The sequence below is a fragment of the Luteitalea pratensis genome (genome assembly GCF_001618865.1).
GTDB lineage: Bacteria > Acidobacteriota > Vicinamibacteria > Vicinamibacterales > Vicinamibacteraceae > Luteitalea > Luteitalea pratensis.
This window is the reverse complement of the sequence record NZ_CP015136.1, coordinates 674,196-697,411: the sequence shown is the minus strand read 5'-3', so window position 1 is coordinate 697,411 and position 23,216 is coordinate 674,196. Positions and strand designations below refer to the sequence as shown.

General features: G+C 67.4%; 16 protein-coding genes and 1 tRNA gene. 9 read left to right on the top strand and 8 right to left on the bottom strand.

Features of this window, described 5'->3' with window-relative positions; genetic code table 11:
- Positions 1 to 44 precede the first annotated feature (44 nt).
- Positions 45 to 1,640: a DNA cytosine methyltransferase gene (locus tag LuPra_RS02945; RefSeq protein ID WP_110169369.1), complete on the bottom strand. Its 1,596-nt coding sequence runs from the start codon at positions 1,638 to 1,640 to the stop codon at positions 45 to 47.
- A gap of 374 nt (positions 1,641 to 2,014) precedes the next feature.
- Complete coding sequence (locus LuPra_RS02940) at positions 2,015 to 2,440, bottom strand: hypothetical protein (RefSeq protein ID WP_110169368.1); 426 nt, start codon at positions 2,438 to 2,440, stop codon at positions 2,015 to 2,017.
- Positions 2,441 to 2,933: 493 nt separating this feature from the next.
- Between LuPra_RS02940 and LuPra_RS34220 the strand changes: the two genes are divergently transcribed.
- Complete coding sequence (locus tag LuPra_RS34220; RefSeq protein ID WP_418001393.1) at positions 2,934 to 3,386, top strand: helix-turn-helix transcriptional regulator; 453 nt, start codon at positions 2,934 to 2,936, stop codon at positions 3,384 to 3,386.
- Here LuPra_RS34220 and LuPra_RS32485 read toward each other — a convergent pair.
- Positions 3,308 to 3,637, bottom strand: coding sequence for a hypothetical protein (locus tag LuPra_RS32485; protein ID WP_162271252.1), 330 nt, complete (start codon positions 3,635 to 3,637; stop codon positions 3,308 to 3,310). The two genes, LuPra_RS34220 and LuPra_RS32485, sit on opposite strands and share 79 nt — an antisense overlap.
- A 951-nt stretch (positions 3,638 to 4,588) precedes the next feature.
- On the opposite strand from LuPra_RS32485, the gene LuPra_RS02925 reads away from it, so the two are divergent.
- From LuPra_RS02925 to LuPra_RS02915, 3 genes are all read left to right on the top strand, one after another.
- Entirely contained in the window at positions 4,589 to 4,909 is a 321-nt protein-coding gene (locus LuPra_RS02925) for a type II toxin-antitoxin system RelE/ParE family toxin (RefSeq protein ID WP_110169366.1), read from the top strand.
- 1 nt (position 4,910) lies between these two features.
- The gene (locus tag LuPra_RS02920) at positions 4,911 to 5,222 is read left to right on the top strand and encodes a helix-turn-helix domain-containing transcriptional regulator (protein ID WP_110169365.1); all 312 of its coding nucleotides are present in this window, start codon (positions 4,911 to 4,913) and stop codon (positions 5,220 to 5,222) included.
- Positions 5,223 to 5,599: 377 nt separating this feature from the next.
- A complete protein-coding gene (locus LuPra_RS02915) occupies positions 5,600 to 6,610 on the top strand; it encodes a creatininase family protein (RefSeq protein WP_110169364.1) in 1,011 nt (336 codons plus the stop codon).
- A gap of 114 nt (positions 6,611 to 6,724) precedes the next feature.
- Here the strand turns inward: LuPra_RS02915 and LuPra_RS02910 are convergent, their stop codons facing one another.
- The 5 genes from LuPra_RS02910 to queA all read right to left on the bottom strand — a co-directional run bounded on the left by LuPra_RS02910 (position 6,725) and on the right by queA (position 11,503).
- Positions 6,725 to 7,951 (bottom strand): tyrosine-type recombinase/integrase, encoded by a 1,227-nt coding sequence (locus LuPra_RS02910; protein WP_234800694.1) that lies wholly within the window; start codon positions 7,949 to 7,951, stop codon positions 6,725 to 6,727.
- A 207-nt stretch (positions 7,952 to 8,158) separates the two neighbouring features.
- Positions 8,159 to 8,235: transfer RNA gene (locus LuPra_RS02905), tRNA-Met, on the bottom strand.
- A 104-nt stretch (positions 8,236 to 8,339) separates the two neighbouring features.
- Positions 8,340 to 9,776: a sulfatase family protein gene (locus LuPra_RS02900; RefSeq protein WP_110169362.1), complete on the bottom strand. Its 1,437-nt coding sequence runs from the start codon at positions 9,774 to 9,776 to the stop codon at positions 8,340 to 8,342.
- Complete coding sequence (locus tag LuPra_RS02895) at positions 9,773 to 10,192, bottom strand: cupin domain-containing protein (protein ID WP_110169361.1); 420 nt, start codon at positions 10,190 to 10,192, stop codon at positions 9,773 to 9,775. Before LuPra_RS02895 ends, LuPra_RS02900 begins: the two co-directional genes overlap by 4 nt.
- A 267-nt stretch (positions 10,193 to 10,459) precedes the next feature.
- Positions 10,460 to 11,503, bottom strand: coding sequence for a tRNA preQ1(34) S-adenosylmethionine ribosyltransferase-isomerase QueA (gene queA / locus LuPra_RS02890; RefSeq protein ID WP_110169360.1), 1,044 nt, complete (start codon positions 11,501 to 11,503; stop codon positions 10,460 to 10,462).
- A gap of 199 nt (positions 11,504 to 11,702) precedes the next feature.
- On the opposite strand from queA, the gene LuPra_RS02885 reads away from it, so the two are divergent.
- The 5 genes from LuPra_RS02885 to treY all read left to right on the top strand — a co-directional run bounded on the left by LuPra_RS02885 (position 11,703) and on the right by treY (position 23,109).
- A complete protein-coding gene (locus tag LuPra_RS02885; protein ID WP_110174503.1) occupies positions 11,703 to 12,620 on the top strand; it encodes a TIGR01777 family oxidoreductase in 918 nt (305 codons plus the stop codon).
- Positions 12,621 to 12,887: 267 nt separating this feature from the next.
- Complete coding sequence (gene glgX / locus LuPra_RS02875; protein ID WP_110174502.1) at positions 12,888 to 15,017, top strand: glycogen debranching protein GlgX; 2,130 nt, start codon at positions 12,888 to 12,890, stop codon at positions 15,015 to 15,017.
- Positions 15,018 to 15,141: 124 nt separating this feature from the next.
- Positions 15,142 to 18,345 (top strand): maltose alpha-D-glucosyltransferase, encoded by a 3,204-nt coding sequence (treS, locus tag LuPra_RS02870; protein WP_110169358.1) that lies wholly within the window; start codon positions 15,142 to 15,144, stop codon positions 18,343 to 18,345.
- Entirely contained in the window at positions 18,345 to 20,216 is a 1,872-nt protein-coding gene (gene treZ, locus LuPra_RS02865; RefSeq protein ID WP_110169357.1) for a malto-oligosyltrehalose trehalohydrolase, read from the top strand. Before treS ends, treZ begins: the two co-directional genes overlap by 1 nt.
- Positions 20,206 to 23,109: a malto-oligosyltrehalose synthase gene (treY, locus tag LuPra_RS02860; protein WP_110169356.1), complete on the top strand. Its 2,904-nt coding sequence runs from the start codon at positions 20,206 to 20,208 to the stop codon at positions 23,107 to 23,109. The genes treZ and treY overlap by 11 nt, the downstream gene beginning before the upstream one ends.
- Positions 23,110 to 23,216: the final 107 nt, after the last annotated feature.

The following is a 23,216-nucleotide window of genomic DNA, read 5'->3' as shown; positions in this document are numbered from 1 at the left end:
GATGCGCTGACGGCGAGCTGTCAAGGTCTGGTCTGGCTGCCACGTCAGTCATCAAGCACACTGAGAACGGAGCCGGCGACCTGCCGTGCCAACAGCGGTGGTACGGCGTTTCCAATCTGCCCGTAGCCAGAGGTCCTGTTCCCGCAGAAGTAGTAGTTGTCCGGGAATGTCTGAAGCCTCGCAGCCTCCCTCATTGTCAGACTTCGGCACTGCGTCGGGTCGTAGTGAATGTAGTAGTGCCCATCCTTTGCGATGTGGCTGGTGATCGTGGTCGACGGTCTGTTCCTGACCTGAACTCGAAAGCGGTCATCAAAGTGGAAGTCCGGATCCTGGATTCGGCCACCGGCGCCGTGGCCGCTGTTCATCGCGTCGTGGACATTTCGATGCGCCGGCAGCAGCTCTCGCGGGAACTCCTGGAGCCGGGGCGAGCGGTGCAGGACATGACCAAAGGCGGAAACGAACAGGTACCGCTGCAGGTCGTCAGATCTGTGTCCGCGCGTCTCGTGCTGGACGATGCCGCCGAGGCGAGGGTCCAAGAACCACTCTTGCTCGAACCGAGGCTGGAAGCTTCCCTCGATGAACGGTCGGCCTCGGTCAAGACGAGGCGACCGAAGCTTCGTGAGTCGATCCGCCAGGTAGTCCGCCACCGCGACTGTCTCCCCCCGTCGCAACCACCGGAGCCATGAGGTGTCGAGTGCAGCCTCGACAGCGGCCAGCCATTTCTCGGGGCTGTCGTGGCCGCCGGAGAGACCGCTGCGAACTCTAGGCAGGCCTTCGAGCACATCGGCGGCCGTTGAGTGCGGCTTCAGAGCCAGTGTGGGAAGGACTCCGTCGAGGTCTTCGCGAACGCCGATCAGGAAGACTCGATGACGAGCTTGTGGGATGCCGTACCGTTCTGCGTGGATCACGTAGTCGCTGACCGCGGCTGTCGCAAGCGCATCTCTCGCCGCCACGGAATGGACGCGGTAGCGGTAGCTACGACGGCCGGTCAGGGAACGACCTTCCCGGCGGAGGGCCTCTCGCGGGGACTGCAGGTCCCCAAGGATGCGCTGGAATAGGCGCTGCTGATTCAGGCTGGCCGAGAGGAGCCCCTTGACGTTTTCCATGACGAAGACCGAGGGCCAGTGGTCCGCGATTACCTGGAGGTATTCCACGTAGAGGAGCTGGCGATCGTCTTCCTCTGGCACGTAATTGTCCTTACCGGCATTTCGGGAACGGCCCGCCAAAGAGTACGCCTGGCAAGGCGGTCCGCCGATGAGGACCCAATGGGAGGCGTCAGCGACACACGCCTCGATGCGGCTATTCACGTCGGCACGACGGGTGGCTCCGAGCGTGGCGTACCAAGCCTCTCGGTCGGCCAGCTCCGCCTGTTCCGGGTAGCAATCGAAGACGTCACGCGGCGAGCGGAGTCCACGCAATACGTCGTAGTACTCGCCGGGAACAGCCCCATCTCTGAATGAGCGGAAGAAGGCGCGAAATCTTAGAGTCTGATGCGCGACCGGGTTGGCCTCAATGGACAGCCTGATCCGAAAGGGTGCCTTCCCGTCCTCTCGGTGAAACGCCGAGAACCCCTCTCCGAGACCGCCGGGGCCGGCGAAGAGGTCGATGACAGGGATGGACGAACGCCCGGCGCGAACCATGAACCAACGATTTTATCGTGTTCCCGAAACGTACAAGGTTCCAAAGCGATTCCACACGTTCCCTGAGCATCAGTCTCCGACGATACGTGGCGACCAGTGCTGGGTGGCCCGCCGGCGGCGCGCCGCACTCGGCCGCGCTGTCGATGCTGATCGAGCAGCTCTCCTCAGTCTGACGATCGAATTCCGCAATCAGAGCTGAACATCAGGAGTCGCCGGGCATCACGTAGTTGACGACGAGTCCGGGCGAGTCCTCGAGTTCGTCAAGGCCGCAGTCCCGCGGCGACGCGGGGGCGACGCTTGCGTCGCGCCTTGACGAGGCCGAGGCGAGCCCCACGCTTGATGCGTGATGGCCCGGCCTCGCCTGCGGTGACTGGTTAGTGCGGCGTCACGACCTCGAGATCCCGCACGTCGAGGCGCCCGTCCGCGCGCTCGTACTCCACCCGCGCATCCGGGAATTGCACGTGGCCGTCGTGTTCGGGGAGATGGCGTTCCGCAGCCCAGCGCGCGATCTCGGCCGCATCGCGCGCCGGGCGTCCACTGCCGGATCGCCGCTCGCGATTCGGCGCTTGGAGGAACTGCTGGTACTCGCGTTTCAGGTCGCGCTCGAGCACGACCCGACGGACGCGCCCCCCTGACCCACGGATGTCGTCGGCCGCCTCGCGGTACGCGTGCAAGACCTTGAGGTCGTGCTGGAGTTCGCGGCGTGTCGCCGGCCCCGCATGAAAGGCTTGCTCCGGGCCCGTCCGGTCATCTCGACGGACGCTCTCGAGGAGGTCGAGGCCGTCCTCGGACAACGTCAAGACCGTCGCGCGCTCGCCGTCAACGACGGCTGTGAAGGTGTCGACAAGACCCGCCCCGCGAAGTCGCTCGACGTCGCGCTCGGCCGGAGCCGGCGAAGGGCAGCGCGAGGAGCATGACCGAGACGAGCGTGCGGGCGTGGCTGGGCGGCGTGGAGCTGGAGACCTGCAGAAGGTGGTACATCCGGTTCCTCTCCGAAGAGGAGGACGCGTCCTGCACGTCCGTCCCGCATGGAGTAGAACTCTGAGTTCCGCTCGAAACTTACATCGCCCAGGCGACGGCCATGCTCCGAGCGGAGGGGCACTCCCTCCGTTCAGCTGCCTCCCACGCCCATCCAGCTCGCGATGCGCAGTGGACACACCGCTAACGCGACGGCGGTCCGCCGGCCGCGCCAGCGCACGGTTGTAAGATTTGCCGGCGTCGGAGAGTTCTACGAGGTGTACGGTCGCAACATCGCTCAAGTCGACCCACGTCGCCCGCGCTTGGCCGGCGACGATGCCGGCCTATGGCCTGCATCCACCGTCACAGATGCTGCGTGAACTGCCGGCGTCGACGGAACCACGTCCATTCGCCACGACTGTGCGCGCTCGAGGCATCACCATGCCGAGCCCCATCACGACATCTCGCGCTCTCGCCAGGACTGCCCTTCGGGGACATCAGCTTCAACAGCGGTGCGGCCAGTCCACCGCCGAGCCTAGCAACGGCACCGGACTCACGACTATCGCAAGCCACGGCCAAGGCGAGATGTTGCTTCGCCTTCGCGACGTCCTGGCCATCGTGGGCATGAGCCGGGCCCATGTGTACAACCTCATCAAGCAAGGGCTCTTCCCGAGACCGATCGCACTCGGTAGCAACTGCGCACGATGGGTTCAGTCCGAAGTGCAGGCCTGGGTCAGTGACAGCATCGTGACCGCGCGCCTGACGGCTCGGGAAACTACCAGGCAGTAGTCGCTGCCACCCTCGAACGATCTGGGCTCGTAAACATGGAGATGGTGCTGCTGGCCGAGGCGCGCCATCACCGTCATGGGCCCGTCTTCGCCAAGTCCGGTGAGATCAGGCGCGATCCCCAGGCTCCTGCAGTGGTTGCGCAATTCATGCGCGGCGTCATCCTTGTAGCCCCACGAGCCCACGGTGTATTTGCAGGTGGGTAGAAGATCCCACGGGTCGAACGTGGTGGTGGTACTCGCGCGCTTGGGCATAGGACACAAGCTCAGTCGGGCCGGCTACATCTTCACGTGTGTCAGGACAGGTACACTCCGGATTCTACCGATTTCGACATCCCGCTCGGCATCTCCCGGAAGGTTACGCTGCCATCGCGCTTCCGAGACGCGTGATGGACACCTATTTCCAAGCCTGGCCGATCCGGATCGTGCAGCGACGCTGGCGCCGGCGCTGTGCCTCCGACGGCGAGGCGTACCTTCCGTGGCGCGCGGCTGCTCTCCGCCACCGGGCCGTCCTGCATGCCATGCACGAGCAGCGGCCCGACCCCCAAACGCTCGAAGCCGACGGCCTGCAACGACAGGTGCCAATGGCGACCAATGGGCCGACGGCTGCGTCACCTGCATTTGGCCGTAATACGGTGACGCGGTCCTTCGGGGAGCCGTCCCGTCGGCGGCGTCCAAGTGCAGCCGCAGGCTCGCTGGCGCCTTCAGTCGCGTCGCTTCGTCCGTCCAGCCGTTCGCACCAGGCCGAGTTGCGGCAGCCGCCCCACCCATGCCTTGAGCGAGCTGCCCGAAAGGCCGAGCGTGATGTGCTCGCGCTGACTCAGTTGATAGCGTTCGTCGGCCTGCGCGATGAGTGTGCAACGACTCGGCCCGCACGATGCGGCGCTGTACCGTGACCGACATCCGGTCGGCGGCTCGACCACAGCAGGCAACGGCCGTCCCTGAGAGACCGGCGCTCGTACACGAGGTCGATCCCACTCTCACGCTCCATCGACTCGAGATCGTGGAAGACGTGCGCCAGGCCCTCGTTCCGGCGCAGGGTCGCGTGCAGGATGTTGCTCGTGGAGGCCCCATCGGCAGCCGACCCGGGCTGACCACACCGCCCCGGTCCTGCTGCAGGTTGGGGAAGATGTCACCGAGCTGCCGGTAGGGCCGGCGCACCTCTGGCTGCCGAATTAATATCTAATGTGATACTTTACCGTCGTCATGAAGGTGCGCGTCCGTGAGTTCGTCACGGCTGGCGGAGCGGCCCCGTATCGCGAGTGGCTGCTCGAGTTTGACCGTGTGACTCCTGCGCGCATCCAGGCACGCGTCCTGCGCTTCGAAGACGCGAACTTCGGCGACGTCAGGAGCGTTGGTGGTGGCGTGCTGGAGGCGCGCGTGATGTTCGGCGCGGGCTACCGCATCTACTTCGGCCGCCACCGCGTTGCGCTCGTGCTCCTGCTCGTCGGCGGCAGCAAGGCTTCACAGACGCGGGACATTCGCCTGGCGCAGGTGTACTGGCGCGAGTACCTGGGAGGGAAGTGAGATGGCACGACGCAGTCAGGATTGGAACGTCGGGCTCGCCGAGGATCTGCGAGATGCTGAGTTCGCCCGCGAGTTCCTGCTTGCCGCGATGGACGAGGGCGTGGCGATTCAGGTCGCGCTCGGCAAGGTGATCCGAGCGATGGGCGTGAAGGAGTTCGCCGACAAGATCGACATGGCCGCTCCGAATGTGCAGCGTGCCATCAATCCGCGCCACAACCCGACCCTCGAGACACTGAACAGGCTGCTCGATCCGTTCAAGCTCCGGCTCGTTCTGGCGCCAGCCGAACGGCCCAAGCGGCGCCGAGTGGCGTAGAGCCGTCGGGCAAGCCACAGGCGAGGCTGGCTTTGACCATGGAGCCATTGGCCAAGAAGGCGGTCACGCCGGCGTCGTCGTGAAGCTCGAGCCCCTCGTTGGCTCGAGGCCGCGTATCCGGTGAGCGCCAGGTTCAGTTCGCCGCGGTGAGCGGCGGAGGGTGTCGCACGAGGTCTGGAGGATGACCGGGCCGACCCGCTTTAGGTCGCCGCTCAGCTCGAATCCTGGCCTGACCATCTCGATGGTCGTTGATAGCCGATGACGATCATCCCGAGGACCAGGATTGGACCTGCTGCCCGACTCCGTAGCGCTCCCGGCCAGGTGCGTCAGGCGTAGAATCGGAACGCCGTCGCTGACCCGAAGGGAGAGTGCCGTTTATGCGTGCGCTCCATTACATCGCCCTCCTCTGCGTTCTCGGCACTGTGCCCTCACTCGCACAGCCTCGAGATTCACGCATCCGCAAGCTCGAAGAACTGGCGTGGCCACAGATCGACGCGCTCGATCGCGAGCGCACGATGTTCATCCTCCCAATCGGCATGCTCGAGGAGCACGGTCCCCATCTGCCGGTCGGGTCCGATACCTTCGGCGTGGAGTACGAGGCCGCCGGCGTGTCGACGAAGGTCAGCGCCGCCCTGCCGCAATGGCGTGTTGTGATGATGCCGACGATTCACTACGGTGAGACCGGCGCGAACGTCATCGGCGGCGTCTTCGTCCACCCAGGCACCTATGGCATCCGCCACTCTACTCTCCGGTCGCTGGTTGCGGATCTCGGCGCACAGCTGGCGCAGAACGGGTTCAAATGGATCTTCGTCCTGACTGGCCACGCCTCCCCCTCGCACGGCATCGCCGTGAATGATGGCTGTGACTTCGTCAGCGAAACGTTCAAGGTCAGCATGCTGCACGTGAGCGGCCTCTTCCGCGCCGATGCGGCCATTCAATCCCGGGCCAGGGCGATCGCGGCGAAACATTTCTCAGCGGCCGAGATTGCCGCATTCGGGCTCGATGTTCACGCCGGCGTCGCGGAGACGTCCGTCAACCTGGCTCTTCAGCCGCTGCTCGTGCATCGCGGGTATAAGAGTCTTCCTCCTCAGGCCGGGCGAACGTTCGAGGAGCTGCAGACGATCGCGACCAGGCCGGGCTGGCAGGGATATCTGTCGACACCCTCGAAAGCCACGGCCGCATACGGGCGAGATATCGAAGTGTGGTGGGTGGATGGATTGACCGAGCTCGTCTTGCGCACCATTCGCGGGGAGAACCTGCTGAATGCGCCGCGCGCGCCGGCGCAGCTCGATCCCGGGAGAGCAGGCGTACTAGAAAGGGCACTGCAGGACGAGCGCGAGTTCGAGGCAAAGCTCGACGCGTGGTTGGCTCATCGTCGACCGCGGTAGCGCGCCGTTCGCATCGGCATGGATTGGCAAGATGGCGGCGTGACCTGCCCGCCGTCATCGCTACAGGGATAGTGTGAGTCCGCCGGGATTGACCAGTTCGTGGCGACTTGCGGTTCAGTGGTCCGCATCCCGTCCGCCACTGCGGTGCTGCGGGACGACCTCTCCCTTGCGGCGCAGGCCGTCCAGGAAGTCAGCCCAGGCCTGCATCATCTTGCGGCGTTCGGCTAGGTGCTGCGCACGGTTGTAGGCCGCGCGCACCTTGTTCCGCGGCGCGTGCGCGAGCTGGCGCTCAATGATGTCCGGCGCCCAGCCCATCTCGTTGAGCAGCGTCGACGCAAGCGCCCGGAAGCCGTGGCCGCACATCTGGCTAGCGTCGTACCCAAGGCGCTTGAGTGCGACATTGATCGTGTTCTCACTCATCACCTGGTGCCTGGTGCGAATGGACGGGAACACGTACCGAGAGGTCCCAGTCAGCGGCTTCAGGAGGGCGAGGATGGCGACCGCCTGCGTGCTGAGAGGCACGAGGTGGGCCTCACGCATCTTCGTCTTCTCGGCAGGAATTCGCCACTCCGCCTGGCCAAGGTCGATCTCCGACCATTCGGCTCGACGCAGTTCGCCGGGACGCACGAACAGCAGTGGTGCCAGCTTCAAAGCGCAGCCGACGACGAATGTGCCCTCGAACGCGTCGATGGCGCGCAGTAGCTCACCTACACGGGCTGGGTCGGTGATTGCTGCGCGATGCTGGTGCCGCACAGGAGTAAGCGCGCCGCGCAGATCGGAGGAGGGGTCACGCTGCGTGCGACCGGTCGCAATCGCGTAGCGGAAAACCTGACCGCACCGCTGCTTCGTCCTGTGTGCTGTCTCGTGTTTCCCGCGAGCCTCGATCTGGCGGAGCACCTGCAACAGTTCCGGCGGCTCGATCTCGGCGACCGGCCGTTTGCCGAGCCAGGGACTTACCAGCGTCTTCAGCATCCAGCTCGCCTTCTCGAACGTGATCGGCGCCAGCACGTGCCGCTGGCGCTCAAGCCACTCGTCGGCGACCTCGCCGAACGTCATCGCCTGGGTGGCGGCTTCGCGGGCCGCCTGTCGCTCGCGACTCGGATCGATGCCAGCGGCCACCTTGGCGCGCGCCTCGGCTCGACGTTGGCGCGCCAGCGTCAACGACACCTCCGGGTAGGCGCCGAGCGACAGGGTGTTGCGGCGGCCCTGGAGGATGTAGTCGAAGCGCCAGAGGGCGGACCCGCTCGGCTGGACGAGCAGATACAGGCCGTCTCCGTCCGACAGGCGGACAGGCGTGGCGCCCGCCTTTGTTCGCCGGATCTTCGCATCACTGAGGGGCACGACAAGACGCGGCATACGCCTCCGGCCGGCCACGTTGCAGTAGGAAATCCGGAGAAGGATGCAGTAGGGCGCCCTCTACTGCGACTCCTACTGCAACAACGTGGCGGTGGCTGGGGACAAGTGTAGACCACCAGAGACCGACTTGCTGCAAAATCAGGCGCAAATACCGCTATCGTGGACCACTATGGATGAGGCTGGAAGGAACTGTGGTGCCGGTGGGCGGACTCGAACCGCCGACCCTGCGCTTATGAGACGCATGCTCTAACCGGCTGAGCTACACCGGCACCCTGAAGGCTGCTCCAACACCTCGGGGGCGGCTCGGAGCAGAACGTCCGATTCTAGCAGAGTTCCGCCGCCCTGTACGTCTTGCAGACCAAGTCGCGTCATCTCAGCGCCGAGCGTTCTCCGCGTCGAGTCGGGCGCGGAGACGCGCGACCTCCTCCGGTTGCACCCCCGCCTGGTCGTACCGCTCCGAGGGATCCCGGAGCAAGTCGAACAATTCCACCTTTTCCTGGCGGGCTTCCCCCTGCCCCGTCGTGCTCTCCCGCAACTTCCACGGCCCGACGCGGATCGCCTCGGCCTTCCCGAGGTTGTCGTACAGCAGCATCCGCTCCGGCGGATTGGCTGTCGCGCCCGAGAGCGCCGGCCACACGTCGAGACCATCGACGTTCGCCGGCACCTTGTCGGCGAGATGCGCGCGACCAGCCAGGGTCGGGAAGAAGTCGACGATGCTGATCGGCGCCTCGGTGACCTGCCCGGGCCGGATCGTTCCCGGCCAGACGGCGATCAAAGGCACCCGGTGCCCGCCTTCGTACGTGCCGGCCTTGCCCCCGCGAAATGGCCCGGTCGTGCCGTGATCCCAGGGTTTGACGATGTCGCGGCCGAACATGCGATCGGGCATCGCATTCCACGGGCCGTTGTCGCTGGTGAAGATGACCAGCGTATTCCCTGCAACGCCCGCCGCGGCCAGGGCGGCCCGCACCTGCCCGATCGAGTCGTCCAATTCCGCCATCACGTCGCCATAAGGGCTCGATGTCGTGCCGCGCCACTTCGGCGACACGGCCAGGGGCACGTGCGGCATCGAATGCGCGAGATAGAGGAAGAACGGCCGCCGTGCGGAAGCACTCTCCTTGATGAACGATACGGCTTCCTGCGTGTAGGTCGCCGTCAGCGTCGCAGGATCGGGTTCCTCGACGCGGCGCTGCTCGCCGTTCCACAGCGCCAGTTTTTCCGGCGTTTCCACGAATGGAGCCTTGTAGTCGTGGCTGTACAGCAGGCCGACGAACCGATCGAAGCCATGATCCATCGGCCGCATCCCGGGCTGGTCGCCCAGATGCCACTTACCAACCAGCATCGTCCGGTAGCCGGCCGAGTGCAGTACCTGCGGCAGCGTCACGTGATCGCGCGCCCGCAGGCCTTCGCTGCTGCGCGGCGACAGCGGCGCACGAATCCCGACGCGGAAGGCATATCGTCCCGTCAGCAACGACGCGCGCGTCGGCGAGCAGGACGGCGACGGCGCATACGCCGAAGTGGCGCGCATGCCCTCGCGGGCCATCGCATCGAGATGCGGTGTCCGGTGCAGCGGATGTCCATACGACGCGAGGTCGCCATAGCCCAGGTCGTCGGCAAGCACGACGACGATGTTGGGGAGCGTCGACGCGGCAGTCGCCTGCGCTCCGCCAGCGTGAGCGCGTAGCATGGCCGTCGCCGCGAGGCCGGCAAGCAGCCCAAGCGCGATGTACCACCGTGTGATGCGCGAAAGCGTGGCGAGGCAGTGGACCGCTCGGAGAGCGGTCCCTACCTGACCCACGGGCGGACCGTTCACTTCAGTTCGACCTCGATTACACGCATTGGCCTGGTGCCGGGATTGGAAACCATGTGCGTGGCATTGGCGGCGCGGAACCCGACGCTGCCGCTGGTGAATGACGCGGTCTCCTTCTTGCCGTCCTTCTCGGTGAACAGCAACTGCCCTTCGGTCAGGATCACGCCCACATGCGCGAACTCGTGTGTGTGCATGCCTGTATCGGGCACGCCAACCGGGAACGTCACGTCCTTGACGCGGACACGCTCGTTCTCGAACACCACCTGCGTGGAGTACTTGATGCCGGCGGGCTTCGTGGCTGTTGCGGCCTGCGGAACGCGCAGCGCCTCGAGTCCGGCCGCGCCGACCGTCAGCAGGCCCGCGGTCATCACCGAACCGGCGACCACGCCGGCCACGAACGTCAATTTGGAACGCATCATCTGTCCAGCCTCCAGGAGGAGATGAGGATATCAATCCGCGCCGAGTGCGTGGGAAATCCGTCAGGCTGCCCGTCGACCTGACGTGTCCCGCCGTAGCCTTGGCGAAGGTGGAAGGTCGACGGCTACGGGAAGAAAACGCCGAACGCTGAACGCCGAACGCTGAAGCGCATCGGCCCAGGGTGATGCGCAGCCTGACCGTCGACCAAGGTCGACGACCCGGTGCCCGGTACCCGGTGCCCGAACAGGCTGCCGGACAAAGTCCGGCAGCTACGTAATCAGCATCGCGTCGCCGTAGCTGTAGAAGCGCAATCCCTCGTCGATGGCACGCGCATAGGCGCCCAGCACGTGCTCCCGCCCGCCGAACGCGCACACGAGGAACAGCAGCGAGGATCGCGGCACGTGAAAGTTGGTCATCAGCGCGTCGACGACCTGGAAGCGATGACCAGGGCGGATGTACAGCGTCGTGGTGGCAGCACCCGCACGGACGCGCCCGTCCGCGCCTGCCGCGCTTTCGAGCGCGCGCGTGCTGGTGGTGCCGACGACGACCACGCGGCGGCCTTCCGCTTTCGCACGATTGATCGCGTCTGCAGCCGTCGTGGACACGTCGTATCGCTCGGGGTCGACGATGTGCTCCTCGACGATGTCCACGCGCACCGGCTTGAACGTGCCGTACCCCACGTGCAGCGTGATCGTCACGATCTCGACGCCGATCGCGCGCAACTGCGCCAGCAGGTCGGGCGTGAAGTGCAACCCGGCGGTTGGGGCTGCGACCGACCCGCGGTGGGTGCCGAACACGGTCTGGTACCGGTCGCGGTCTTCGGAGGCATCGGGTCGGCGGATGTACGGCGGCAGGGGCATGTGCCCGATGGCCTCGATTGCCTCATCCACGTCGGCGAACCCCTCGGCGCGCAGGTGCACGGTGCGCCGGCCGTAGTCGCTGCGTCCGACGATCTCGCCGTGGATCGCTCCACCCTCGCCCTCACACACGAACCGGCTGCCGATCTTCAATCGCTGTCCCGGGTGCACCAGCGCATCCCATGCGCCGGCTCCGTGCGACGCGACGAGCAGGCACTCCAGGCGTCCACCGCCGGGCAGCCGTCGGCCGAGCAGGCGCGCCGGGAAGACCCGGGTGTCGTTGAGCACGAGCACATCACCCGCGCGCAACCACGCGGTCAGGTCCGAGACATGGCCGATGGTGGTCTCGCCGCTCGCGCGGTCGAGCACCATCAGCCGCGACGTGCCGCGCTCTGCCGGTGGGTGCTGCGCGATCTGGCTCTCGGGCAGGTGAAAATCGAACTCGTCGACGCGCATGCGGGCGGCCCATGATCGCCCGGTGCTGGGCCGGGCGACAAGGACGGAGGAAAGAGGACGGAGGAAAGAGGATGGAGGATGGAGGATGGAGGATGGAGGACGGAGGACGGAGGACGGAGGACGGAGGAGAGAGGGAAGGAGGGAGGATAGAGGTCGGTACCAAGTTCGGCAGTCGGCGTTCGGCGTTAAAAGGTTCGATATGCGTATTGCGATCACAGGCGCCAGCGGGCTCGTTGGTTCGGCTCTCGTCCCGTTCCTGCAGGGAACGGGGCACGACGTGATCCGCCTCGTGCGCGGCACGCCGCGCAGCCCCGATGAGCACCGCTGGAGCCCCGACTCGGGCATCGTCGACGCCTCGACGATGGGGCCGGTGGACGCGGTCATCCATCTCGCGGGCGAAAGCGTGGCTGGTGGCCGCTGGACACCGGCGATGAAAGCGCGGATCCGCGACAGCCGCATCGGCCCGACGCGTGCCCTTGCGCGATCGCTCGCCGACGCGCCCGTCCCGCCGCGCGTCCTCATCAGCGCATCGGCGATGGGCATCTACGGCGACCGCGGGGACGAAGTGCTGACCGAGTCGAGTCCCAGGGGCGGCGGCTTCCTCGCCGACGTGTGCGAGGCCTGGGAAGCCGCCGCCGAGCCTGCCCGCGCCGCGGGCATCCGTGTCGTCCATCCCCGGTTCGGCATCATCCTCGACGCTCGCGGCGGCGCCCTCGGCAAGATGACGCTGCCCTTCAGGCTGGGGCTCGGTGGCCGGCTCGGCCCGGGCACGCAGCACTGGAGCTGGGTCAGCATCGCGGACGTGCTCGGGGCACTGCTGTTCGCCGCTGCACACGACCAGGTCCGCGGCCCGATCAACGTCACCGCGCCGCACTCGGTCACCAACGCGGAATTCACGCAGAGCCTCGGGCGGGTCCTGCATCGCCCGGCCGTGATGCCGGTGCCGGCGGTCGTGCTGAGGGCCGTCATCGGCGAGATGGCGCAGGCCGAACTGCTCAGCAGCAAGCGGGTGTTGCCTGCCGCACTCCAGCGCGCCGACTTCGAGTTCCGCTACCCACGCCTCGAGGACGCGTTGCGCTACACGCTGGGCCGGCGGGCCGCAATGCAGGCCGGCTGACGCGGGTCGCCCGTAACCGCAGGACGGAGGATAGAGGACGGAGGATAGAGGACGGAGGATCGAGGGGAGGACGGAGGATGGAGGTCGACAGCCTGCGTGCCTCTGTCCTCTCCTCCCTCCTCCCTCCTCCGTCCTCCGTCCTCCGTCCTCCCTCCTCCGTCCTCCTTCCTCCGTCCTCCTTCCTCCGTCCTCCTTCCTGCTGAGCCTCCAATGGCATACTTGTGCGCCGCGGCACGGGAAACACCGCGCCTGCGGCACACGGTGACGATGAAAGTCTGGCCTGGCTCCCCTTACCCGCTCGGTGCCACCTGGGACGGCATCGGCGTCAACTTCGCGCTCTTCTCGGAGCACGCCACCGGCGTCGACCTGTGCCTGTTCGACTCGCCGTACGCGGGCCGCGAGATGCACCGGATTGCGTTGCGGCAACGGACCGAACAGGTGTGGCACGGCTACCTGCCAGAGGTCCGGCCGGGTCACCTGTATGGCTACCGCGTTCACGGCCCGCACGACCTCCGGGCGGGTCATCGTTTCAATCCTGCCAAGCTGCTGTTCGACCCCTATGCCAAGGCAGTCGGGCGCAACGTACGCTGGCACGACAGCATGTTCGGGTTCACGATCGGATCACCCGACAGCCGGGACGATCGTGACAACGCCGCCTACGCCCCGCTTGCGGCGGTCGTCGATCCGGCCTTCACGTGGGCCGACGACCGCCGCCTCAAACGACCCTGGCACGAGACGGTCATCTACGAACTGCACGTGCGCGGCTTCACGAAGCGTCACCCCGGCATTCCCGAGGACCTGCGCGGCAGCTACCTGGGGCTCGCCTCGGAAGCCGCCATCGAACACCTGCTGAAGCTCGGGGTCACCGCCGTCGAGTTGCTGCCCGTCCACCATCACATCGACGACTGGCACCTGGTCAAGGGGAGCCTTTCCAACTACTGGGGGTACAACACCCTCGGCTACTTCGCCCCGGACCTGCGCTATTCGGTCAGCCGGTCCGCCTACGGCGCGGTCCGCGAGTTCAAGTCGATGGTGCGGGCGCTGCACGCGGCGGGACTGGAGGTGATCCTCGACGTGGTCTACAACCACACGGGCGAGGGCAGTCACATGGGGCCGACGCTGTCGCTGCGCGGCATCGACAACGTGTCGTACTACCGGCTCTCGCCGTCCGACAAGCGCTACTACGAGGACTTCACCGGCACCGGCAACACGTTGAACATGCAGAGCCCGCGTGTCCTGCAGCTGATCATGGACAGCCTGCGGTACTGGGTGCTCGAGATGCATGTCGACGGCTTCCGCTTCGACCTGGCGAGCGCGCTCGCGCGCGAGCTGCACGCGGTGGACAAGCTCGGCTCCTTCTTCGACATCATCCATCAGGACCCGGTGCTGTCACAGGTGAAGCTGATTGCGGAACCGTGGGATCTCGGCGAGGGCGGCTACCAGGTCGGCAACTTCCCGGTCGGCTGGACCGAGTGGAACGGCCGCTATCGCGATACGGTGCGCCGCTTCTGGCGCGGTGACGGTGGCCAGGTGTCCGAGTTCGCGACGCGGCTCGCCGGCAGCAGTGACCTGTACGAGCCCACCGGCCGGCTGCCGAGCGCGAGCATCAACTTCGTCACCTGTCACGATGGCTTCACGCTCGCCGACCTGGTCAGCTACGAACAGAAACACAACGAGGCCAACGGCGAGCAGAACCGCGACGGCGAGTCCAACAACCTCGGCATGAACTTCGGCGTCGAGGGCCCGACCGCGGATCCGGCGATTCGCCAGGCGCGGGTGCAGCAGCGCCGCAACTTCATGGCCACGCTCCTGCTGTCGCAGGGCGTACCGATGATCGCCGGCGGCGACGAGATCGGCCGGACGCAGAACGGCAACAACAACGCGTACTGCCAGGACAACGACCTCAGCTGGTTTCGTTGGGACCGTTCGGACGAGGATCGCGATTTCCTCGAGTTCACGCGGATGTTGATTGCGCTGCGGCAAAAGCACCCGGTGCTGCGCCGGCAGCGGTATTTCCAGGGCCGGCCCTTGCGCGGCGAGGGCGTGAAGGACCTGGCGTGGTTCGACCCATCCGGCGTCGAGATGTCCGACGCGATGTGGTCCGCGCCGCATGTCCGCTGCCTGGGAATGCGGCTGAGCGGCGTGGCCATGGACGAGGTGAACGACCGCGGCGAGCCGATCGTCGACGACACGTTGCTGGTCCTGCTCAACGCGGCGACCACACCTGTGTCGTTCAAGCTGCCGAAACTCAGCACCGGACTGGCCTGGACGCGCCTCTTCGATACCGGCATCGAGCATCAGCCCGTGGCCCCGGCCGAGCGTGGCAAGTACCCGGTGGCCGGGCTCTCAGTGGTGCTGCTGCGCGCGGATGAGCGAACGCGCTCCACTGTCCGGTAAGATTGTCCTGTCACTTCCGGCTTACGGCCGCCCTTGATCGGGGGCGGCAGGGTTGGCCGGCTCTCGCACGCCCCGCTGCCGTTCCGGTCGCGATCAGGCGTGCGATTTTGCTTTCCGGGATGACATGGAAGAGTTCTCGCGGCCCACGCAGCCGGACTGGTACAAGGACGCCGTCATCTACCAGGTGCACGTCCGCACCTTCTTCGACGGCAACGACGATGGCATCGGCGACTTCGTCGGCCTGGTCCGGAAACTCGACTACCTGCAGGCGCTCGGGATCAACACGATCTGGATCCTGCCCTTCTACCCGTCGCCGCTGCGCGACGACGGGTACGACATCGCCCATTACCAGGGCGTGCACCCGGCATACGGCACGCTCCGCGACGTGCGGCGGTTCCTGCGGGAGGCACACGCGCGTGGACTGCGGGTGATCACCGAACTGGTGATGAACCACACGTCGGACCAGCATCCCTGGTTCCAGGCCGCGCGGCACGCGCCGCCGGGATCACCGGCACGCGACTTCTACGTCTGGAGTGACACCAACCGCAAGTACGAGGACACGCGCGTCATCTTCACGGACACGGAGACGTCCAACTGGACGTGGGATCCGGCGGCAGGCGCGTTCTACTGGCATCGCTTCTTCCATCACCAGCCCGACCTCAACTTCGAGAACCCGCGGGTGATACGGGCGATGCTGCGCGCGATGAGGTTCTGGCTCGATCTCGGCGTCGATGCCTTCCGGCTCGATGCGATTCCCTACCTGATCGAGCGCGAGGGCACGTCGTGCGAGAGCCTGCCGGAGACGCACGCGATCATCCGGCAGGTCCGCAAGTTCATGGACGCCGAGTATCCCGGACGCGTGCTGCTTGCCGAGGCCAACCAGTGGCCCTCCGACGTCAGCGCCTATTTCGGCTCCGGTGACGAGTGCCACATGGCGTTCCACTTCCCGCTGATGCCCCGTCTCTACATGGGCATCGAGCGCGAGGACCGCGAGCCCATCGTCGAGATCCTGCGACAGACACCCGACATCCCGGCGAGTTGCCAATGGGCGCTGTTCCTGCGCAACCACGACGAACTGACGCTGGAGATGGTGACCCCCGAGGAGCGCGAGTACATGTATGGCGCCTTCGCCGAGGATCCGCGGATGCGCATCAACGTCGGCATCCGCCGCCGGCTCGCGCCCCTGCTCGACGGCGATCGGCGCCGCGTCGAACTGCTCACCGTGCTGCTGCTGTCGCTGCCGGGTACGCCGGTCGTCTACTACGGCGACGAGATCGGCATGGGCGACAACATCTACCTGTCGGACCGCCACGGCGTGCGGACGCCGATGCAGTGGACCGGCGATCGCAATGGCGGCTTCTCGCGCGCGGATCCACAGCGCCTGTGCGCGCCGCCGGTGATGGATCCGGTCTTCGGATTCCAGGCGGTCAACGTCGAGGCACAGGAGCGATCGCCAGCGTCGCTGCTCAACTGGACACGGCGCATGATCGCGATGCGCCAGGCCCACCCGACCTTCGGGCGTGGCGCCATCGAGTTTGTCGAGACCGGCAACCGCAAGGTCCTGGCGTTCCTCCGCACGCATCAGGACGACACGGTCCTGGTGGTCGCCAATCTCTCGGCGCACGTGCAGGCGGCGCAGGTCCAGACACGGCACGATCGCGTGCACGTGGAGATGCTGGGGAGCACACGGATGCCACCCCTCGAGAGAGGCGGGCTGGGGCTGACGCTGGCGCCATACGGCTGGTACTGGCTGCACGTCCTTGACGCGAACGACCCGCGAGTGCAAGGCGAGGCGGTCGCCGATCAGCGGCGCCACGCGATGCCCGACCTGCTGGTGAGCGAGCGCTGGGACACGTTGTTCGACGGACCCGGCCGCGCGATCCTCGAGCGCCGGTACCTGCGCCCGTACCTCGAACGCCAGTCCTGGTATCGCGCGCCCGGCGCGTCCGTGCGCAGCGTGCGGATTGCCAGCCACGCCCTGGCGCGGGGAGGCGCCGATCCGATCGTGCTCGCGGCGGTGGACGTGGAAAGCGACGTGGACACCTATCGCTATGGCCTGGTGCTGACGTTCACCAGCGGTCTGCGAGGCGAGGAGATCCTGGAGCGCCACCCCGATCGCGTACTGGCTCGCATCGCCGGCGCGCGCAGGGGCACGCTGCACGAGGTGATCGAGGCCGACGCCGCCCGCGTGCTGATGCGGATGCTCACCGACGGCACGCGCCTGGCGGGTCGCGACGGCATCTTCGACGCGGCGTCGCAGGGGCCTGCCGTGCTCGCCGACCACGAGCCGTACACGCTGATGCCGACGACGCTCGGGCAGACGGTGATCACGTGTGGCGCGGCCGCCGAACTGAAGATTCGCCGAAGACTCCTGCCGGGCCGATCGCACGAGCAACTGCTGCTCGGCGCGCTGGCGCACAATCTGGACGTCGAACTGCCGATGGCCTACGCGAACCTCGATCTGCTCACGCCCGACAACCGGCGCTGGCCGTTCGTGCTGCTGCGATCCCAGGTGCCATTCACCGATGACGGATGGGATCGGTCGCGCCAGCTGGCCCAGCGATGGATTGCGGAACCGCGAACGATGGCCGACCGGCCGGATCCGTTCGCCTGGCTGCGCGAAGGTCGTGACGCGCCGCGGCTCGACAGCGAGCCGTTGCACGAGGTCGAGGCGATGGCACGGGTGATGGGGCGGCGCGTGGCTGCCACCCACATGGCCATCGTCGCGACGGGTGCGGCAAACGCGGCCCAGGATGCGGCAGGCAGCGACACGTTCCCGTCGAAGGACCGGGAACTGGCCGATGCAGCGCTCGCGGCGCTCTCCGATCTGCCGGACCAGGTCCGCAGCCGGTGGGCGACGTTGATCGACTCGCCCGCGGGGCGCCGGATCCTGGCGTCACGGCAGGTCCTCGGCGCGCTCGCGCGCTGGCGGTGGTCCGACGGCGAGCCGGCCCCGGTGGATCCAGACGACAGCACACCCGGGACACGCGGCACGAGCGACTATGGGGAACGGGACATCGCGGCGCTGGCTGCCGACCTGGCCTACGCCGCCCTCACCGCCCTGCAGCAGGCCGGTCATCGCGATCCCCAGGATCCTGCGGCACGCGCCTGGTGGTCCATCGCCACGTGGGCCCTCGTCCGTGGCTGGCAGGAGGAACTCGCGGCCGCGGGGACGAGTACGGGCTCCGTATCGGACCTGATCGAGGGCCTCCGGGTTGGACTGCTGTGGCGCCTGCTCGTCGATGCCGTCAGCGCTGGCGAGGACAGGCGGCACCAGGCCCAGGCCGTGCTCCAGGATCTCGCCGCACGCCCCGTGGGTGACCGGTGATGCGTGGACGCTGGACGCCGGCCTTCGGCCCACGCCTGGACGAGTCCGGCGTGCGGTTGCGGGTCTGCGCGCCAGGCGCGACGACGGTGCGCGTGCACTTCGACGGGGTGCCTTCGGTCGAGATGGCGCGAGTCGCGCCGGACGTGTTTGAAACCCGCATGGTCGGCGCGCGCCCCGGTGACCGGTACCGACTGCAACGCGACGACAACGAGCCGTGGCCGGACCCCTGCAGCCGGTGGCAGCCCGATGGCGTGCACGGACCGTCGATGCTGATCGATCCCGACGCGTTTGCCTGGACGGACGCGAACTGGCGCGGCGTCGCCCGGCATCGGCTCGTGATCTACGAACTGCACGTCGGCACGTTCACGCCGGAGGGCACCTTCGCGGCGGCCGCCGAACGTCTGGCCGACCTCGTCGATCTCGGCATCACCGCCGTCGAACTGATGCCGGTCGCCGCCTTTCCGGGCGCGCGCAACTGGGGCTACGACGGCGCCGCCCTCTTCGCGCCCTCGGAACGGTACGGCCACCCGGACGACTTGCGCACGCTGATCGATCGCGCGCACGCCCTCGGACTCGCGGTGCTGCTCGACGTCGTCTACAACCACCTGGGCCCCGACGGGGCGTATGTCGCGGCGTGGATGCCGACGATCTTCAGCGACCGTCGCGCATCCCCGTGGGGACGCGGCATCAATCTCGACGGCCCCGGCTGCGCGCACGTGCGGCGACTGATTTGCGACAACGCCCTGCACTGGCTGATCGAGTACCACCTGGACGGGTTGCGGATCGACGCCACTCACGCCCTCGCTGATGACAGCCCCGAGCACATCCTGGCGCAAATGGCCCGCGAACTCGCCGCGCACGTGGGGCATCGCCATGTGCACCTGATCGCGGAGGACGATCGCAACCTCGACACGCTCCTGCACCCGCTCGAGCAGGGCGGGTACGGCATGACAGGCGTGTGGGCCGACGACTTCCATCACGCCGTCCGGCGGCATCTTGCCGGCGACCACGAAGCGTGGTTTGCCGACTTCCGCGGCAGCACCGACGAGATCGCGGCCGCCGCGCGTGACGGCTGGGTGTTCACCGGCCAGCACGCGTCGCATTACGACGGCCCGCGCGGCACGTCTCCGGCCGGCGTGCCCGTCGAGGCCTCGGTGATCTGCCTGCAGAACCACGATCAGGTCGGCAACCGCGCCCACGGCGACCGCCTGCACCACCAGGTCGGCGAGGCCGCATGGCTCGCAGCGACGACCCTGCTGCTGATGGCGCCGGAGACACCGCTGCTGTTCATGGGCCAGGAGTGGGCTGCCTCGTCGCCGTTCCTCTTCTTCACCGACCACGAGGCGAGGCTCGGTGAACTGGTCGTCGAAGGCCGGCGGCGCGAGTTCGTCCGCTTCTCGACGTTCAACGATCCCGAGGCGCGTCAGCGGATCCCGAGCCCGCAGGCGGAATGGACCTGGCGCAGCAGCGTGCTCGACTGGGAGGAGCGCACCGAACCGCGCCACGCCCACGTGCTCGCGGAAACGCGCGCACTGCTGGCGGTGCGGCGCGCGCACCTCTCGGCACAGCCGCGCGAGCGATCGCGCATCCGATGCGAGCCTGCCGGGCCGCACGGCGTCTGGCTCGAGCAGCCTTCGGACCGCGGCGGCCGGCTGCTGACGTTCATCGACTTCTCGGGGACAGCAGTGCGCACGATTGCCGGAGTCACACGGCCAGGCATGCCGTTGCAGGTGCTGCATGCGACAACGCCGAGACCAGATCGCCGCGTGGTCCTGGGGGTGCACGCCGCGGACACGTCCCTCGTGATCGAGGCTGGCCGCGAGCCTTTCGGCATCGTGCTGCACCTGCCCGAGGCGCGCGATGAGGATTGACCCGCCGGCGTGGACGCCGACGAGTACGTACCGCTTGCAGCTCGGGCCGGACCTGCGCCTGGCGGACGTGGAAGCGATCACCCCGTACCTCGCAAGTCTGGGCGTGGAGGCGTTGTACCTGTCGCCGATGCTCAAGGCACGCCCCGGCAGCACGCACGGCTACGACATCGTCGACCATGCCGCGCTCAATCCGGACCTCGGCACGGAGGAGGATCTCGCTCGCATGTCGCGCGGCGCGGCGACGCACGGGCTGCGGCTGCTCGCCGACATCGTGCCCAATCACATGGGCGTCGACCCCCGTGCCAACCCCTGGTGGCGCGAGGTGCTCGAGAACGGTCCGTGTTCACCGTACGCGGAGTACTTCGACATCGACTGGGACCCGATCACGCCACACCTGCGGCAGAAGGTCCTGTGGCCGATCCTCGGCGACCAGTACGGCGCGGCGCTCGATCGGGGCGAACTGCAGCTGGAGTACGAGGATGGTCGGCTGGGCCTGTGCTACTTCGATCATCGGCTGCCGATCAACCCGCGACAGACGCCGCTCGTCTTCCGGCACGCGGTGCCGACGCTCGTCGGTGAACTCGGCGATGCGCATGCGGCGGTCATCGAGTTCCAGAGCATCCTCGAGGGCCTGCACAACCTGCCGCCGTACACCGACACCCATCCCGAGCGGATCGCGGTTCGGCAACGCGAGAAGGAGGTGCTTCGCGGCCGCCTGTTGCGCCTGGTGGAGGAGACGCCGTTCGTGCTCGAGGCCATCGTGCAGGCCGTGACGCACGTCAACGGCCAGCAGGGGCAGCTGTCGTCGTACGACGAACTGCACGGGCTGCTGGAGGCGCAACCGTACCGGCTCGCGTCGTGGCGCACCGCCGTCGACGAGATCAATTACCGGCGCTTCTTCGACATCAACGACCTCGCCGGCGTGCGCGTGGAGCAGGAAACCGTGTTCGACGCGACGCACAAGCTGATCGGCCGCTGGCTGCGCGAGGGGCAGGTGCATGCGCTGCGGCTCGACCATCCCGACGGGCTGTTCGATCCGGAGGCCTACTTCCGGCGGCTGCAACAGCTCGCGCGCGACGAGACCGGGCAGGACGCACCGCTGTACGTGGTGGCGGAGAAGATTCTCTCGGGCCGCGAACGCCTGCGTGACGACTGGCAGGTGCATGGCACGACCGGCTACAACTTCCTCAACGAGATCAACGGGCTCTTCCTCGACCCGACCGGCGTGAGGCGGCTGCGACGGCTGCACGCGCGGACGACAGGCGTGCGGGAACCGCTTGCCGACATCGTCTACGACGCCAAGACACTGATCATGAACACGGCGATGTCGAGCGAGCTGGGCGTGCTCGCCGATGCCCTGGCGCGCATCGCGCGCGCCGATCGCCACACCAGAGACTTCACGCTCAACAGCCTCCGCGAGCTGATCGCCGAGTACGTGGCGTGCATCCCCGTGTATCGCACGTACGTGAGCCCGCGAGGCTGGACGCACGAGGACGAGGCCATCATCGACCGGACGATCGCCGAGGCGGAGCGGCGCAATCCGGCGATGGAACGGTCCCTCTTCCGCTTCCTCAGGCAGGTGCTGCTGCCCTCGCCGCCCGACGACACGCACGCGGCCCAGGGGCCGCTGTCGATGTACGAGCGCCGGCTGGCCTTTGCGATGAAGTTGCAGCAGTACACCGGCCCGGTGCAGGCCAAGGGCGTCGAGGACACGACGTTCTATCGCTACAACGTGCTGGTGTCGATGAACGAGGTCGGCGCCGACCCTGGTGCGGGCGTCCACTCGGTGGACGACGTGCACGCGGCCAACGCCGCACGGCAGCGCGACTGGCCGGCGGAGATGACCACGCTGTCGACGCACGACACCAAGCTCGGAGAGGACGTGCGCGCTCGCATCCATGCGCTCTCGGAACTGGCCGACGAGTGGCAGGAGGCGCTCGGACGCGTGCTCCGGGTTTCGGCGTCCGCACGGACGCTGCTGCGCGGAGCCTGGGCCCCCGATCGCCACGACGAGTGCCGCTTCCTGCAGGTGTTGCTCGGATGCTGGCCCCCCGGGCTTTCCTTCGACGCCCCGGCGCCGGCCGACCTGATCGCGCGGCTGCAGGCGTACATGCTGAAGGCGATTCGCGAGGCCAAGCGGCATACGAGCTGGATCGCACAGAACGAGGCCTATGAAGCGGCCACCGCGTCGTACGTGGACGAGGTGCTCGGCGGATCCATCGCCCCGCGGGTGTTCGGCGTCCTCCGGCCACTGGCGGCGCAGCTGGCTACGCGTGGCGTCTGCAACTCGCTGGCGCAGACGGTGCTGAAGCTGACCTCGCCGGGCGTCCCGGACACCTACCAGGGCTCCGAGGGCTGGAAGTTCGATCTCGTCGACCCCGACAACCGCCGGCCGGCGCCGTTCGAGGCGCTGGCGACGCGCTTGCGGGACCTTGACGCGGAGCGGGAATGCGACCGGTTCGGCCCGAGCAACGTCTCGCGCTGGCTGGACGCGTGGCCCGACGGGCGACTGAAATTGCATGTGGTGTCGACCCTGCTGCGGGCCCGGCGGGCCCGCCCGGAACTGTGGCTGCGCGGCGACTACCGGCCGCTGCATGTCGAACTGGCGGTAAGTGCGTCGGCCATGGCCTTTGCGAGGAGGCACGACGGTGATGGGTGGGCGCTCGTGGTTGCGGGCTTGCGCACGGCGCGCTTGCCGGGCGCCTGGCCTGTCGGGCCGGCCTGGGCGACGTCGCGCGTGCTCCTGCCGGACGACACTCCGGGAACTGCGTGGCGGGACCTGCTGACGGGTGCGCAGCTGACGTCGACCCGGACCGCCGCCGAGCAGTGGATGTTCCTCGCCCAGGTGCTCCAGGCAGCCCCTGTGGCAGTGCTCGTCCCCGACATCGGGTGAACTGAGAGCTGGTCAGTTCAGAGCCGGCAGTTTGTGCCATCATCATGGCGTCGTAGGGCAGAGATGAAAGCCGGCGGGCCTGCCACGCCGAAGCGTGCGTGAGTGGG